The organism is Cupriavidus plantarum (assembly GCF_905397285.1).
Taxonomy (GTDB): Bacteria; Pseudomonadota; Gammaproteobacteria; order Burkholderiales; family Burkholderiaceae; genus Cupriavidus; species Cupriavidus plantarum.
The window spans coordinates 454,289-467,673 of record NZ_CAJPUX010000002.1; the positions used below are offsets into that span (position 1 = coordinate 454,289).

The 13,385-nt window shown below is 66.0% G+C and carries 13 protein-coding genes; 2 read left to right on the forward strand and 11 right to left on the reverse strand.

Translation table 11 applies throughout. The annotated features are described in order from the left end of the window. Positions 1-35: 35 nt before the first annotated feature. From KHP16_RS10760 to KHP16_RS10770, 3 genes are read right to left on the reverse strand one after another with little or no spacing between them, the layout of a single operon-like run. Positions 36-1,091 carry a carbon-nitrogen hydrolase family protein gene (locus KHP16_RS10760; protein ID WP_109583351.1) on the reverse strand — a complete coding sequence of 352 codons (1,056 nt, stop codon included), beginning with the start codon at positions 1,089-1,091 and terminating at the stop codon, positions 36-38. Between the two features lie 42 nt (positions 1,092-1,133). Next, positions 1,134-2,879 carry a solute symporter family protein gene (locus KHP16_RS10765; RefSeq protein WP_121491603.1) on the reverse strand — a complete coding sequence of 582 codons (1,746 nt, stop codon included), beginning with the start codon at positions 2,877-2,879 and terminating at the stop codon, positions 1,134-1,136. Positions 2,880-2,890: 11 nt separating this feature from the next. Beyond that, positions 2,891-3,235, reverse strand: a complete 345-nt coding sequence (locus tag KHP16_RS10770; protein WP_121491602.1) for a DUF485 domain-containing protein — start codon at positions 3,233-3,235, stop codon at positions 2,891-2,893. A gap of 377 nt (positions 3,236-3,612) precedes the next feature. Between KHP16_RS10770 and KHP16_RS10775 the strand changes: the two genes are divergently transcribed. Further along, complete coding sequence (locus KHP16_RS10775; RefSeq protein WP_211960158.1) at positions 3,613-4,386, forward strand: MOSC domain-containing protein; 774 nt, start codon at positions 3,613-3,615, stop codon at positions 4,384-4,386. A 6-nt stretch (positions 4,387-4,392) separates the two neighbouring features. Here the strand turns inward: KHP16_RS10775 and KHP16_RS10780 are convergent, their stop codons facing one another. From KHP16_RS10780 to KHP16_RS10795, 4 genes are all read right to left on the reverse strand, one after another. Beyond that, complete coding sequence (locus tag KHP16_RS10780) at positions 4,393-5,343, reverse strand: Bug family tripartite tricarboxylate transporter substrate binding protein (protein ID WP_179594047.1); 951 nt, start codon at positions 5,341-5,343, stop codon at positions 4,393-4,395. A 186-nt stretch (positions 5,344-5,529) separates the two neighbouring features. Beyond that, positions 5,530-6,615: a TauD/TfdA family dioxygenase gene (locus KHP16_RS10785; RefSeq protein ID WP_115953222.1), complete on the reverse strand. Its 1,086-nt coding sequence runs from the start codon at positions 6,613-6,615 to the stop codon at positions 5,530-5,532. Between the two features lie 35 nt (positions 6,616-6,650). Beyond that, complete coding sequence (locus KHP16_RS10790) at positions 6,651-7,883, reverse strand: CaiB/BaiF CoA transferase family protein (RefSeq protein WP_211960159.1); 1,233 nt, start codon at positions 7,881-7,883, stop codon at positions 6,651-6,653. A gap of 56 nt (positions 7,884-7,939) precedes the next feature. Next, the gene (locus tag KHP16_RS10795) at positions 7,940-8,923 is read right to left on the reverse strand and encodes a tripartite tricarboxylate transporter substrate-binding protein (RefSeq protein ID WP_167468431.1); all 984 of its coding nucleotides are present in this window, start codon (positions 8,921-8,923) and stop codon (positions 7,940-7,942) included. Between the two features lie 150 nt (positions 8,924-9,073). Between KHP16_RS10795 and KHP16_RS10800 the strand changes: the two genes are divergently transcribed. After that, entirely contained in the window at positions 9,074-9,958 is an 885-nt protein-coding gene (locus KHP16_RS10800; protein ID WP_115953220.1) for a LysR family transcriptional regulator, read from the forward strand. Positions 9,959-9,991: 33 nt separating this feature from the next. On the opposite strand, the gene rfbC is transcribed toward KHP16_RS10800, so the two are convergent. From rfbC to KHP16_RS10820, 4 genes are read right to left on the reverse strand one after another with little or no spacing between them, the layout of a single operon-like run. Beyond that, positions 9,992-10,543 carry a dTDP-4-dehydrorhamnose 3,5-epimerase gene (gene rfbC, locus KHP16_RS10805; RefSeq protein ID WP_211960160.1) on the reverse strand — a complete coding sequence of 184 codons (552 nt, stop codon included), beginning with the start codon at positions 10,541-10,543 and terminating at the stop codon, positions 9,992-9,994. 3 nt (positions 10,544-10,546) lie between these two features. Continuing rightward, positions 10,547-11,506, reverse strand: coding sequence for a dTDP-4-dehydrorhamnose reductase (rfbD, locus tag KHP16_RS10810; RefSeq protein ID WP_211960161.1), 960 nt, complete (start codon positions 11,504-11,506; stop codon positions 10,547-10,549). Further along, positions 11,496-12,563, reverse strand: a complete 1,068-nt coding sequence (gene rfbB, locus KHP16_RS10815; protein WP_109583341.1) for a dTDP-glucose 4,6-dehydratase — start codon at positions 12,561-12,563, stop codon at positions 11,496-11,498. Before rfbB ends, rfbD begins: the two co-directional genes overlap by 11 nt. Positions 12,564-12,580: 17 nt before the next feature. Further along, positions 12,581-13,384: a 2OG-Fe(II) oxygenase gene (locus KHP16_RS10820; protein WP_115953217.1), complete on the reverse strand. Its 804-nt coding sequence runs from the start codon at positions 13,382-13,384 to the stop codon at positions 12,581-12,583. Position 13,385 lies beyond the last annotated feature (1 nt).

The window sequence follows — 13,385 nt, forward strand, 5'->3', positions numbered from 1 at the left end:
GCGGCCTTGCCATGCCCCAAACCATTACCCGTCCATCACCTGACGGCCTCCTCATATTCATACGCCGCCTCGCCGACAGCCTCCCGCGCCGCCGGCCGCGCGGCGCCCACACTGTCCGACGTGAAGGTCGCGGGCGTCAGCCGACGCCGGTCGATCCGCACGTCGAAGACATCGAAGCGGTTGTAGTAGCCAACGATGTCGTGGAACTGCTTCGGCTCGATGCACGCATTGAGATCGAACGTCGCATAGGCGAGCCCCTCGTCATGCTGGAGCATGTCGCCAATGACCGCGCCGGTCGGATCGAGGAACTGCGTCGCTGCTCGCGGCGTCCGTTCGATGACCTCGCGCGCCTGCGCATCGCCGCTCTCGCACAGCGCCTCGATCATCGCGCTATCCATATAGCCAGCATTGAGAATGCCGAACGCCTTGGCCTCGAATGAATGCCCGCCCGCGCGGATGCGGTTGGCCGCGAGGTTGTCGAAGTTCTGCCCGGAGCCCGGCAGGCGGGTCGGCCAGATCGCGGGCCAGGCCGAGATATGGATCTGCTCGCCCTGCGCCGCCAGCGCATAGCGCGCGAGCGGATTGGTGTTCTCGCCGCAGATCAGCGCGCCGATCTTGCCGATGCGTGTATCGCTGACGCGCAGGCCGTGGCCGTCGCCCGGGGCCCACACCATCTTCTCGTAGAAGGTGGGCACCAGCTTGCGATGGTGGTTCAGCAACGCGCCATCGTCGCCGATCATCGCGTTCGAGTTCCAGATGCAGCCGACGCTCACATCGCTGCTCTCGCTGAACCCGATCGATACGAACACGCCATTGCGGCGCGCCGCGGCGCGGATCTGCGCCATCTCCGGCCCGTCGATGCGGATGCTGTTGTTGACCATGCGATGGAACCACTCGTGGTTGTAGATCGGCGCCCACAGCGCCGCCCACACGGGAAAGCCCGGAATGAACGACTCGGGAAACACCACGAGCTCCGCGCCATGGCGCGCCGCTTCATCGATGAAGGAGACGGCCTTTGCGACGGTGGCCGCCGCGTTCATGTAGACCGGTGCGGCATGCGCGGCCGCGACGTTGACGATAGGAAGGGTCATGTCTGTGTGTGTGCGGAGGGAGTAAGGAGTCCGTGCGTGCGTTCAATGCGACACCGCATCGGCAATGCCCATGCCGGTCTCGCGGCGAACGGCCATTTCGGCCCAGCGCGACTCCGACAAGCGGCTGCGCGTCAGCAGCGAGAACACGATCACGAGCAGAAAGCCGATCGGAATCGAGACGATGCCGGGGTTGCGCAGCGAGATCAGCGGATGGTCGAGTCCGATGATGCTCGGGTAGGTCATGTTGGGGGAGACGAGCACCATGCCGATCGAGACCAGCGTTCCGCCGACCACGCCGGCCACCACGCCGGCCGTATTGCATCGGCGCCAGTAGAGCGTGCACACGAGCGCGGGCAGATTGGCCGACGCCGCCACGGCGTAGCCGAGGCCGACGAGGTGCGCGACGTTCTGCCCCTTGGCGGCGATACCCGCGGCGACGCAAACGACGGCGGTCAACAGCGTGGCCACACGCGCGGCGACCACCTGCTCGCGATCTGTTGCATGCCCGTTGCGAATGGCGCCGACGTACACGTCGTGAGCGAGCGACGAGGCCGCGGCCAGCGTCAGGCCCGCCACCACCGCGACGATCGTCGCGAATGCCACAGCGGCCACCACCGCCAGCATGAAGTTGCCGAGCAGGCTGTCCGGCCCGCCGCCGAGGAACTGCGCGAGCATCGGCGCGGCGAGGTTGCCGCCCTTGTCGAGCGAGAGGATGGCCTTCGGCCCGACATTGAGCGCCGCGGAGAAGCCGATGACGACGATCAGCAGATGGCACAGGCCGATCGCGAACATCGCGTACAGCGCGGACGTGCGGGCATCCCTGGCGCTCTTGACCGTGAAGAAGCGCATCAGGATGTGCGGCATCGCGGCGGTGCCGAGGACGAGCGCCATCCCTAGCGAGATCTGCTCGACGGGGCTCTTCAGATACAGCGCGGGCTCGAGGAATCGGCGGCCAGCATCTTCGACGGACAGTGTCGATTGCCCCTTCAGCAGCGTGTCCAGCACGTGGCGCTGGATGGCATCGTTATGGATCACGCTGCGGAAGAACGCCTCGATATCGAAGCCGTACGGAATCCACGTCAGCACGACTAGCACGATGCAGAACGAGATCAGCAGGAACGCCTTCAGCACCTGCACCGACGTGGTGGCGCGCATGCCGCCGAAGAGAACGTAGGTGAGCATCAGGCCGCCCACGGCGCACACGGAGACCTCGTACGGAATGCCGATCAGCGCGCGGACGATCACCGCGCCGCCGACGATCTGCGGCACCATGTAGAACAGCGCGACCAGCACGCTGGATACCGCAACCACGAGCTTGGTGGCGCGGAAGCTGTTGCGGTAGGCGAGCACGTCGCCGAGCGTATAGCGGCCGAGGTTGCGGCACGGTTCGGCGATCAACAGCAGGACCGGCACGAACGAGATGAAGAAGCCCGCGACGTAGCTGATGCCGTCGAGACCATACAACGCGATGAGGCCGGAGACGCCGAGGAACGCCGCGGCGGACAGATAGTCGCCGGCAATCGCCATGCCGTTCATGCGGGCGCTGATGCCGCCGCCCGCGGTATAGAAATCGCTCGCGGTAGCATTGCGGCGGGCCGCGAACCACGTGATGGCGAGCGTGAGCGAGAACAGTACCGCGAACACGATGACGGTCATCGCGCGGTTGCCTTCGGTAACGAGCGTGGCTTCCGCGGCATGCGCCGTGGCCGGCAGCCAGGGCGCGGCGCCGAGGGTGGCGCCGAGGGTGGCACAGAGCGCGGCGCGCAGGGCAGTGGAGCGTTTTTGCATGGTCGGGCTCCTCACGCCGCCACCGCGTGGGCGGCCTCAGGCTCCGGGGACGGCGCCTGCGAGATGAGGGCATCGGCCATCGCATCGAGGCGTCGCAGTCTGGCGGCGTAGGCCCAGGCGATGACACCGCCGACGAAGTACTGGCCGCATAGATACCAGAGCCCGAAGTTCGTCGAGGCCGTGACGGGAATCTCGAACATGCTCGAGCCAATGCCCGCGAGCACGGGCACGGCGAAGAACATCGTCATGCTGATCGCGAACAGGGTCAGCACGATGCGCCGGCGGGTACGCACCAGCCGTTGAAACTCCGGGTTCCGGTACAGCGCCTCGTAGGCCTGCGGTGATGGCTTGATCATGCTTCTCTCTCCCAATGACGATCGAACTGGCTGCGTTGTCGGTTCGCATTTTTGGCCGATAACGCGGCAACGGAAAGGAGAGAGTTCGCAGATACCTCTGCAAAAATGCAGAGCGTCACACAATGGTGCATGGCGTTTTTGCAGAGCACCATCATGGGATCCTTGCGGCAGTCGTCCACTGCGCTTTACGCACCTGATGCACCGTTCCAGCGCGCATTCGCCCGCTGAGGCTAATGTCCGCCGCGCCGGAGGGCGAATGTCCCAATTTGCCGTGCGCGCGCAAGTTCGCGTAGCGCGGCGCTTGGCGAACCGGTTGCGGCACGGCAACATAGGCGACTTCGCATGATTTTTCCCCTCGTCAACACGTTGCCACTGCCATGAACATCCAGTCGCTATACCGCTACCCGGTCAAGGGCCTGTCGCCCGAGGCGCTCGCAAGTGTGGATCTGCATGCCGCACAGGGTTTCCCGCTCGACCGTGCCTATGCCGTAACGGACGGCTCGCTCGATTTCGATCCCGCGCATCCGGTGCCCGCGCCCAAGACGCAGTTCCTGATGCTGGCCAAGTACGAAAAGCTGGCGCGGCTGAAGACGCGTTTCGACGCGTCGTCGGCGCAGCTCGAACTCGCGGAAGATGGCAAGGTGTCGCAGTTCGATCTGAGCAGTGACAAGGATCGTGAAGCACTCGCCGGCTACCTCGGCGCCTATCTGGCGGTGCCGCTGCCGGGCACGCCGCGCGTGGTCAACGCGCCGAACTTCCAGTTCACGGACGTCAGCGTGCGGTCTGAAGCGCTGATGCGCAGCATCTCGCTCATCAACCTCGATACGGTCGCGGATTTCGGCCGCCATCTGAACCACTCGCTGGACCCGCTGCGCTTCCGCGCCAACGTGTACTTCTCGGGCCAGCCGGCGTGGACGGAAATGGAATGGGTCGACCGCGAGCTGACGATCGGCGAGGTGGTGCTGAAGGTCGTGCGTCGCACGAAGCGCTGCGCGGCGACGAGCGTGGATCCGCAGACGGGGATCCGCGACCTGAACATTCCCGTGTCGCTGCTGCAGTACGTGAAGCACGGCGACCTCGGCATTTATGCCGAGGTGGTGCGGGGCGGGACGATCCGCCCGGGGGATACGCTGGTCTTGAAGGACGCGTGAAGCCGTTCAGTCGACCTTGGCGCCCGACTGCTCGACGATAGGTTTCCACTTCCTGTAGTCGGCGTCCACGAGCGCGGCGAACTCCTTCGGCGTCATGAGCTTCGCCTCCGCGCCTTGCTCGTGGATCGCGTGAATCATGTCGGGGGAGGCCAGCACCTTGTTGACCTCCGCGGCAATGCGATCCACCACGTTGGCCGGCGTCTTCGCGGGCGCGAAGATGCCGTACCACGTACTGACGTCCACATCCTTGTAGCCGCTCTCGGCGACGGTCGGCACATTTGGCAGCGAGGTGCTGCGCGTGGCCGAGGTCACGGCCAGCACGCGAAGCTTGCCCGCCTTGACCTGAGCCAGCGCCGAGGGCACGGATGCGACCATGAGGTCGACGTTGCCGGCCATGGCGTCCATCATCGCGGCATTCGAACCCTTGTACGGCACGTGCAGCAGCTTGATGCCGGCCGCATGGCTGAAGATCTCCGCCGCGAGGTGAATCGTCGTGCCGTTACCCGGCGAGCCATAACGGACCGACTCCGGATGCGCCTTCGCGGCGGCGACCACATCGGCGAGCGTCTTGAATCGCGAATTGGCCGCGGTGACGATGCAGATCGGCGTGTAGGCCACGTGGCTGATCGCGATGAGGTCGCGCGCGGGCACGTACGATACCGACTTGTAGAGCCACGGCGCCACCACGAGGTTGTCCTTCTGGCCCATCACAAGCTCATAGCCCGTGGGCGCCGCCCGCACGATCTCGGCAATCCCCAGCGTGCCGCCCGCGCCCGGCTTGTTATCCGGCACGAAGGTCCACTTGGTGGCCTGGGCGACCTGATTGGCGACAAGGCGCGCCAGGATGTCGGTGCCGCCGCCCGGCGGGAACGGAATCACGAGACGGATCGGCTTGGCGGGCCACTCGGACTGGGCGAACGCCGGCAGTCCGGAGGCCAGGAGGGCCGCCGCCAGCATGCTTTTCAGCACGGCGCGCTTCGACCTGTCGACATCGACCTCGACGGAAAGATCGCTGGGGATGGAGCCGGACTGCGGGGCGGTATTTCGGGGCATGGGGGATCGGGGCAACGCTGAAAGCGGGAAAGCAGCGCGGATTATACCGTCGCCGCGCGCCCCATGGCGGTGCAGTGCCTGACTGGACCGTCACTCCACCATCGCGCCCGCCACCCCCTCCAGCAGGTCGCGGTCGTGATTGGACGGCAGTTCCATGAACGGCCGGCGCGTCACGCTCCACAGGCGCATGTCCTCGTCCGTGTGGAACACCTGCTTCTTCGGCATGGCCGGCCACGCGTCCACGCGCAGCCACATGCGCAGCAGATGGCGGCGCTTCGACAGTTCCTTGTGGTCCTCGTAGTCGGTGCGGCCATGCACCATCATGCGGTTGTTCAGGAACTGGATGTCGCCATCGCGGAAACCCATGTCGAGATAGTGCTCGGGCATCGCCGCCGCCTTGCGGGCGTGGTACAGCGCGTCCGACTCTTCCTGCGTGAACGGGCGCTGCCCGCTCTTTTCGGCAAGGCGCGCATAGCCGGTGGGCAGGTAGCAGGTCACCTCGCCGTTGCCGTCGTCGGCGAAGAAGGGCACGCGGTCTTCGCTGAACGTGCGCGTCGCGCGGCGGCCGTCTTCGTCGGTGCGTTTGAGGAACAGTCCGCGGCGCAGGATTTCCAGCGACTTCGGATGATGCTCGAGCAGGTAGTTGTGCACCGTCAGCGCGCTCGTGATGCGGCTTTCCCCGCCGGAGATGGCCGTGCGCAGGCACATGAGGCCGATGATGTCGCACGAATCGGTGTGCATTAGCTGCCCGCCGCCCTTGCGGTAGCCGCGCGACTTTGGCTCGTAGTCGCTCACGTTCACGACATGGCCGAGCCGGTCGCCGAGGTACGACTGCGTCATCGTCGTGCCGATATACGCGCCGAGGCCGAAATAGATGCGCGCCATGTCGTCGTCGCTGTAGCGCTCGCGCGGCAGCCCGCGCAGCATCAGGAAGCCCGCGCCTTCGCGCAGGCGCCGGGGCAGCGATGCCATCAGGGTACCGACGGTGTCGAGCGGAAAGGTGTCGCGCGTGATGTCGGGAAAGTCCACTTCGCCGAGCGACTTCAGATGCCGGAGCGCACGGTCGACCTCGTCCAGTTCCGCCGCATTCAGCACGTGCAGTCCTTCCTTCGTCCAGTCGATGTCCGGGCCTTTCCAGGCGCCGGGGCCCGTGATCGGATGACCAACGCGGTTCATGTCTTCTCCTTGTGTGTGATGACGGTGCGGCGGTGTCACGCCGCAGAGGGAATGGAGGTGGATGCGAGCGCGCCGCACGCCTGCAATCTGGCGAGCCCGGCCTCCCCGAGCGCCTCGCGCACGATCTCGTCGTTGTGTTGCCCGAGGTCCGGCGCGGCACGGCGGAAATCCCCCGGTGTATTGCTCCAGCGCGGCACGATGTTGTGCATCGGCAGCGCGCCCAGCTCGGCATCAGGCAGTTCCACAAGGCTCTCGCGCTGGGCGACGTACGCGTCGTCGAGCACCTGCTTCGCGTCGTAGACGGGGCCGACGGTCACGCCCGCGGCTTCGAAGATGGACAGGTTCTCGTCGAGACTGCGCGCACGGATGAAGTCCCCGACGACACGGTCGACGTCCTCGATATGCGCCAGGCGCGCGCTGTTGGTGGCATAGCGCGGATCCGCGAGCATGTCGCCGTGCCCGATTGTCTCCATCAGCCGGCGTGCCACGCTGCTCGATGCCGTCGAAAGCGCGAGCCACTTGTCGTCGCGCGTGCGATACACATTACGCGGCGCGGTCGTGCTCGAGCGGCTGCCCGTGCGGCGCTTGAGCTTGCCCGTGAACTTGTAGTTGGCGGCCTGCGGTCCCATGATGGACAGCATCGGTTCGAACAGCGACAGGTCGATGACCTGCCCGCGTCCGCCGTGCGCCTCGATATGCCACAGCGCCATCATCGTCGCGCTGGCGCCATAGAGCCCGGTGGTCATGTCGCCGAGGAACATCGGCGGGAGCACGGGTTCTCGATCCTCGAATCCGTTGATTGCCGCAAAGCCGCTGTACCCCTCGACGAGCGTGCCGAAGCCCGGCTTGTGGCGATAGGGACCGGTCTGGCCCCAGCCCGAGATGCGCGTGATCACGAGGTTCGGATTGATCGCGTGCAGTACGTCGGGGCCAAGTCCCATCGCTTCCAGTGTCCCGGGCCGGAAGCTTTCGATCAGCGCATCTGCGGTTTCGGCAAGCGTCTTGAGCAGGGCGATGCTGGCCGGATGGCGCAGGTCGAGCGCGAGACTGCGCTTGTTCCTTGCGTACGTCTTCCACCAGATATCGAGGCCATCGGTCTTGAAATTGCGGAGCGAATCGCCGTCGGGCGGCTCGATCTTGATGACATCGGCCCCGAAGTCGGCAAGCTGCAGCGTCAGCATGTTGCCCGCGACGAGCCGGCTCATGTCGATGATCCGCAGGCCATGCAGCGGGCCGCGCGCGTTGGGGTTGAATACTTTCTTTTGCATGGGGCGGCTCGGTTTGCGACTTGGCTTGTGACTCGGCTTGTGACTCGGCTTGTGACTCACTCGGCGGCGACGGCCACGTGTCGGGTGGAAACCAGCGTGCGCCACTTGCCCACTTCGGTCTGCACATAACTCGCGAACTGCGCGGCGGTCATGTTGCTGGGCTCGGTCGACTCGCGCGAGAAGAGCTCTCGCATCGCGGGCGTTTCCGCGACGGCGCGAATCTCCTGATTCAGGCGTTCGACAACCGGCTGCGGGGTCTTGGCCGGCGCGAACACGCCCCACCAGGCTTCCACGACGAAGCCGGGCAGCGTTTCGGCGACGGTCGGCAGGCCGGGCGCGAAACGCGAGCGTTCCGCCGACGTGACGGCGATCGCGCGGACCTGCCCGCTCTTGAGCGGTCCCGCCACCGATGCGGCGGTCGTGATCATGACCTGCACATTGCCCCCGACCATGTCGACGACCGCGTTGGAGACGCCCTTGTACGGCACGTGCACGGCACGGCCCTGACCCAGCGCATTGAGCAGTTCGCCGCCCAGATGCCCGCTCGAACCCGGCCCCGCCGAGCCGAAGTTGATGCTCTTGTTCTTGCCCTGGAACGCTTCGACCACGTCCTTCACGCTCTTGTACGGCGTATTCGCGGCCGTCACGAGCAGCATCGGCCCACGATTCAGCATGGCCACGGGCTCGAACGACTTGATGGGGTCATAGGGCAGCTTCGGCTGAATCGCGGCATTCGTGCTGAAGCTGAGCGAGTTCAGCAGCAGCGTGGATCCGTCGGGCTCGCCGGTGGCCACCGCCTGCGCGCCGATGGCACCGCCGGCACCGGGCCGGTTCTCCACGACGACGGACGAGCCGGTCCGTCCCGCGAGCCCCTGCGCCAGCGCGCGGGCGAACAGGTCATTGCTCCCGCCCGGGGAGAAGGGCACGACGATGCGAATCGTTTTCGGCAACGCGGGCTCCTGCGCCGTCGCGGCGAGGCTGGCCATGCCGAGCAGTCCACTGCAAAGCATGGCGAGAATGGGGGCATGGGGGCCTTTCATGCTGTCTCCTGTCTTGATGCTTTCTTGTTTTGGTATGCGGCGCAATGAGGCCAGTATGGGAAGCCCATGGATAAAGAAAAAGACCCATCGTCTTTCTTCAAAAGATAGATAAACTATCTTCATCGACGCAACCCCATCTCAGAGGCACGGATGAACACGCTCTTCCTGCAGAACTATCTGTCCGTGCTGGAACACGGCTCGATCGCCGAGGCCGCGCGCCGTCTCGCCGTGACGCCCGCCGCCGTCGCCCAGCAGATCCGCGCGCTGGAACGCGAGATGGGTACGCAACTGGTGATCCGATCGGGCCGGCACGTGATCGCCACCGAAAGCGGGGAGCGCGTCGCCGCGCGGGCGCGCGATGTTCTCGCTCATGTGAGTGGCATGTTCGCCGCCGCGCTCGATGAAGAACAACTCGCGGGGGAATTACGCCTCGGCGCGGGGCCGACGGCATTGACGGGGATGGTGCCGGACCTGCTCAGCGCGCTCGTCAAACGATATCCGGGCATCAGCGTGTTCGTGCAGCCGGGATACTCCGTGGATATGCACCCCGCGGTGCTGAACGGCACGCTGGACGCGGCCATCGTCATGGCTTCGCCCGCGCCGCTGCCGAAATTGCTTCGGTGGCAACTGTTGCGCGAGGAACCGCTGGGCCTGCTGGTGCCCGCGCAGTTGGCGGGGTCCGACCCGCACGAGCTGCTGCGCGTGGCGCCGTTCATCCGATTCGATCGCCACGAATGGGGCGGCCAGCTCGCGGATCGCTATCTGCGCGACAACGGCATCGCGCCGAACGAGCGCTTCGAACTCAATTCGCTCTCGGCCATCGCCGTGATGGTGGACCGCGGCCTCGGTGTCTCGCTGGTCCCCGAATGGATCCGCCCGTGGCCGGAGGGTTTGCGGCTGGTTCACCTGCCGCTGCCGCGACCCAGCGAGCCGCGGCGCATGGGCCTGATCTGGTCCCGCACCACATCCCGCACGCGGCTGGTCGAAGCGCTGCGGGACGAAGCGGTGCGGCAGTTCAGAGGGACCGCTTCGTGAAGGCCCTGCCGTCGGCGCTCCGCACCGCCGCCGCTAGGCAAACACGTCCGCGTCCTCTAGGGTTCGCCCGGCCGCATCCTTCGCGGCGAGGATCGGCGCGCCCGTGATCGGCCATTCGATGCGCAGGTGGCCGTCGTTCCAGAGCAGCGAGCGCTCGTGCTCTGGGTACCAGAGGTCGGTCGTCTTGTACAGGAACTCCGCGTAATCGGAGAGCACGACAAAGCCATGGGCGAAGCCTTCCGGAATCCATAGCTGGCGCTTGTTCTCGGCGGACAGCGTTACGCCGACCCATTTGCCGAACGTCGGCGAGCTCTGGCGCAGGTCCACCGCCACGTCGAAGACTTCGCCGGTGACCACCCGCACGAGCTTGCCCTGCGGATGCCTGACCTGATAGTGCAGGCCGCGCAGGACGTTGCGCGCGGACCGGGAGTGGTTGTCCTGCACGAAATGCCGCTTCAGACCGGTGGCGGCCTCGAACTCGGCGCCGTTGAAGCTCTCGTAGAAGAAGCCACGATCGTCGCCGAACACCTTGGGATCGACGATCAGCACGTCGGGGATTTCCGTACGGGTCACGTTCATGGTCATGGTTCAACTCCTGGGCAATTGCGAAACCAGTTCCGGCATCACCGCGTGCAGGCCGTCCTGCCAGGCGGGCAGGTGGATGCCGAAGGTCCGAGAGAGCTTTGCCGTGGCCAGCCGCGAGTTCGCGGGCCGGCGCGCTGGCAGGGGATAGCCGTCCGTGCCGATGGGCTCGACACGCGCGGGGTCTACCTTCAGCGTGACGCCGAGCGCGGCCGCGAGCCGCAGCACTTCAAGCGCATAGGCATGCCAGCTCGTAGCACCCGAAGCGGTCAGGTGATAGATGCCGCCCGGGAAGGCGCTCGGGCTGCCGAAAATCCAGTGGCGCGCCACGATATGCGCGGTGACGTCCGCCACGAGCGCGGCCGGCGTGGGCGCGCCGAACTGGTCCGCCACCACCCGCAGCCGGTCCCGATCGCAACCGAGCCTGAGCATGGTGCGCGCGAAGTTGTTGCCATGGCTGCCGAACACCCAGCTCGTGCGCAGCACCAGGGCGCTCGCTTCGCCATGCAGCACAGCCGTCTCGCCCGCGAGCTTGCTCCGGCCGTACGCCGATATCGGCGCGGGCGTGTCGGTTTCCGTATAGGCGTCGTCCTTCGTGCCGTCGAACACGTAATCCGTGGAGTAATGCACGAGCAGGGCCCCCAGCGCACTGGCCTCCTCGGCGAGGACGCCTGGCGCCGTGCCGTTGATCGCGAAGGCGAGGTCGCTATCGATCTCGGCCTTGTCGACCGCGGTATAGGCAGCCGCGTTGACGATGACGTCGGGTGCGAAATGCCGTATCACGCCACGCAACTGCCCGATATCGGCGAGATCGCAGTGGCCGCGGTCGAGCGCGATGACGCGGCCAAGCGGCGCGAGGCTGCGCGCGAGTTCGAAGCCGACCTGCCCATTGGCGCCGGTCACGAGCAGCGTGGGCGCGGGCGTTGCCGTTGCAGTGACGGTTGCCGTCCGGCGTTCACGCGGCATATTGCAGTCCCATCCAATGGCGATACGCGCCGGACATCACGTCGCGGACCCACGGCTGGTTGTCGAGGTACCACGCGATGGTCTTGCGCAGGCCGCTCTCGAATGTTTCCGCCGGACGCCAGCCGAGTTCGCGTTCGATCTTGCGCGCGTCGATCGCATAGCGGCGGTCGTGCCCGGGGCGGTCCTTCACATACCGGATCTGCGCGCGATACGACGTGCCGTCATCGCGCGGCAGCAGGGCGTCGAGGCTGTCGCACAGCGCATGCACGACGTCGATGTTGGTCTTCTCGTTCCAGCCGCCGACGTTGTATGTTTCGCCGATGCGTCCCGCCGCCAGCACCGTGCGAATGGCCGCGCAGTGGTCGCCGACGTAGAGCCAGTCGCGGACGTTCTGCCCATCGCCATAGACGGGCAGGGACTCGCCGGCCAGCGCGCGGGCGATCATCAGCGGGATGAGCTTCTCCGGAAACTGGTACGGGCCGTAGTTGTTCGAGCAGTTCGTCGTCACCACCGGCAGGCCATACGTGTGATGCCACGCGCGAACGAGATGATCGGAAGCCGCCTTCGATGCAGAGTACGGACTGTTCGGCGCATAGGCGGTCGTTTCCCCGAACGGCGCATCGGTGGCGCTCAGCGAGCCGAAGACCTCGTCGGTCGAGACGTGCAGGAAGCGGAAGTCCGCGCGCGCCGCGTCGGGCAGCGCCTGCCAGCAGGCGCGCACGGCTTCCAGCAGCGTGAACGTACCCACGATGTTGGTGTCGACGAATGCGGCGGGGCCATGGATCGAGCGATCGACATGGCTCTCCGCGGCAAAGTGAACGACCGCGCGCGGCCGATAGCGCGCGAGCAGATCGTCCATCGCGGCGCGGTCGCCGATGTCCGCCTGTACGAAGCGGTGGCGCGGATCGCCATCGAGCAGGGCGAGGCTATGCCGGTTGCCGGCATAGGTCAGCTTGTCGACGTTGATCACGGCGTCGGCGTCCGGCCGGGCCAGCCAGTCGAGCACGAAGTTGGCGCCGATGAACCCCGCGCCGCCGGTGACGAGAATGCAGGACATGGCTGGGCCCTTTGCTGTCAGCGACCCACGAGCCGGCGCGCGAGCGCCTTGGCGTAGGGCGGCGTGATGCCGTGGAGGATATCGCGCGTGGTCAGCGGATACCGTTCGCCGGGCGCGGTCTTGAAGCGCGTGGTGTGTACCTCCGCCGCCTCGTCCTTGGGCCGGCCATTGGAGTAGTAGTAGAGCGCGATCGATTTGCGCGTCATGCCCGCGGGACACGCCAGCGGCACCGGATGCCCATGCCACGAGCACTCGTTCGTGCTGAACACCACCAGCCGGTTGCCGATCGGCGCGATCTTCTGCACGCAGTGCTGCACGCCCTCGTCCCACAACTGCAGGTGCCCCGCCCAGCTGTCTTCCCACGTGTCGTTGAAGTACAGCAGCACGTTCACGCGCCGGTCGAGCTTCCATTCCGGGTGATAGTTGTAATCGATATGCAGCCCAAGGTGTCCGCCCGGCAGGGTTTGATGCAGCCCGCCGCCATGCAGATGGGGATCGGGCACGAGGCCTTCGATGCCCGTCAGCGTTTCGAGAAAGCGCACGAAACCCGGACTGTTCATCTCGAGGATCAGGCCGCGCAGCGCGGGCGGAATCGCATAGAAGTCCTGAATCTGGAGCTTGAGGTTCTCCGCGGCGGATTGAAACTTGAACCACTGCGTTTCCTTTCGGCCCGGAAACGCGTCACTGGCTTCGCGATAGATGTCCTTGTCCAGAAAGTCGTCGACGCATATATGTGGAAAGGGGGGATTGGCGCGATAGGGTTCCGCGAGTTCGCGGGCCATCCAGTCCAGCCTGGCCAGGTCAAGCATTTCCTTGTACATA

What these genes read in the sequence shown, in the direction of transcription:
- KHP16_RS10760 (WP_109583351.1), bottom strand. Translation starts at nt 1,091, where the DNA reads ATGACCCTTCCTATCGTCAACGTCGCGGCCGCGCATGCCGCACCGGTC.
- KHP16_RS10765 (WP_121491603.1), bottom strand. Translation starts at nt 2,879, where the DNA reads ATGCAAAAACGCTCCACTGCCCTGCGCGCCGCGCTCTGTGCCACCCTC.
- KHP16_RS10770 (WP_121491602.1), bottom strand. Translation starts at nt 3,235, where the DNA reads ATGATCAAGCCATCACCGCAGGCCTACGAGGCGCTGTACCGGAACCCG.
- KHP16_RS10775 (WP_211960158.1), top strand. Translation starts at nt 3,613, where the DNA reads ATGAACATCCAGTCGCTATACCGCTACCCGGTCAAGGGCCTGTCGCCC.
- KHP16_RS10780 (WP_179594047.1), bottom strand. Translation starts at nt 5,343, where the DNA reads ATGCTGGCGGCGGCCCTCCTGGCCTCCGGACTGCCGGCGTTCGCCCAG.
- KHP16_RS10785 (WP_115953222.1), bottom strand. Translation starts at nt 6,615, where the DNA reads ATGAACCGCGTTGGTCATCCGATCACGGGCCCCGGCGCCTGGAAAGGC.
- KHP16_RS10790 (WP_211960159.1), bottom strand. Translation starts at nt 7,883, where the DNA reads ATGCAAAAGAAAGTATTCAACCCCAACGCGCGCGGCCCGCTGCATGGC.
- KHP16_RS10795 (WP_167468431.1), bottom strand. Translation starts at nt 8,923, where the DNA reads ATGAAAGGCCCCCATGCCCCCATTCTCGCCATGCTTTGCAGTGGACTG.
- KHP16_RS10800 (WP_115953220.1), top strand. Translation starts at nt 9,074, where the DNA reads ATGAACACGCTCTTCCTGCAGAACTATCTGTCCGTGCTGGAACACGGC.
- rfbC (WP_211960160.1), bottom strand. Translation starts at nt 10,543, where the DNA reads ATGACCATGAACGTGACCCGTACGGAAATCCCCGACGTGCTGATCGTC.
- rfbD (WP_211960161.1), bottom strand. Translation starts at nt 11,506, where the DNA reads ATGCCGCGTGAACGCCGGACGGCAACCGTCACTGCAACGGCAACGCCC.
- rfbB (WP_109583341.1), bottom strand. Translation starts at nt 12,563, where the DNA reads ATGTCCTGCATTCTCGTCACCGGCGGCGCGGGGTTCATCGGCGCCAAC.
- KHP16_RS10820 (WP_115953217.1), bottom strand. Translation starts at nt 13,384, where the DNA reads ATGTACAAGGAAATGCTTGACCTGGCCAGGCTGGACTGGATGGCCCGC.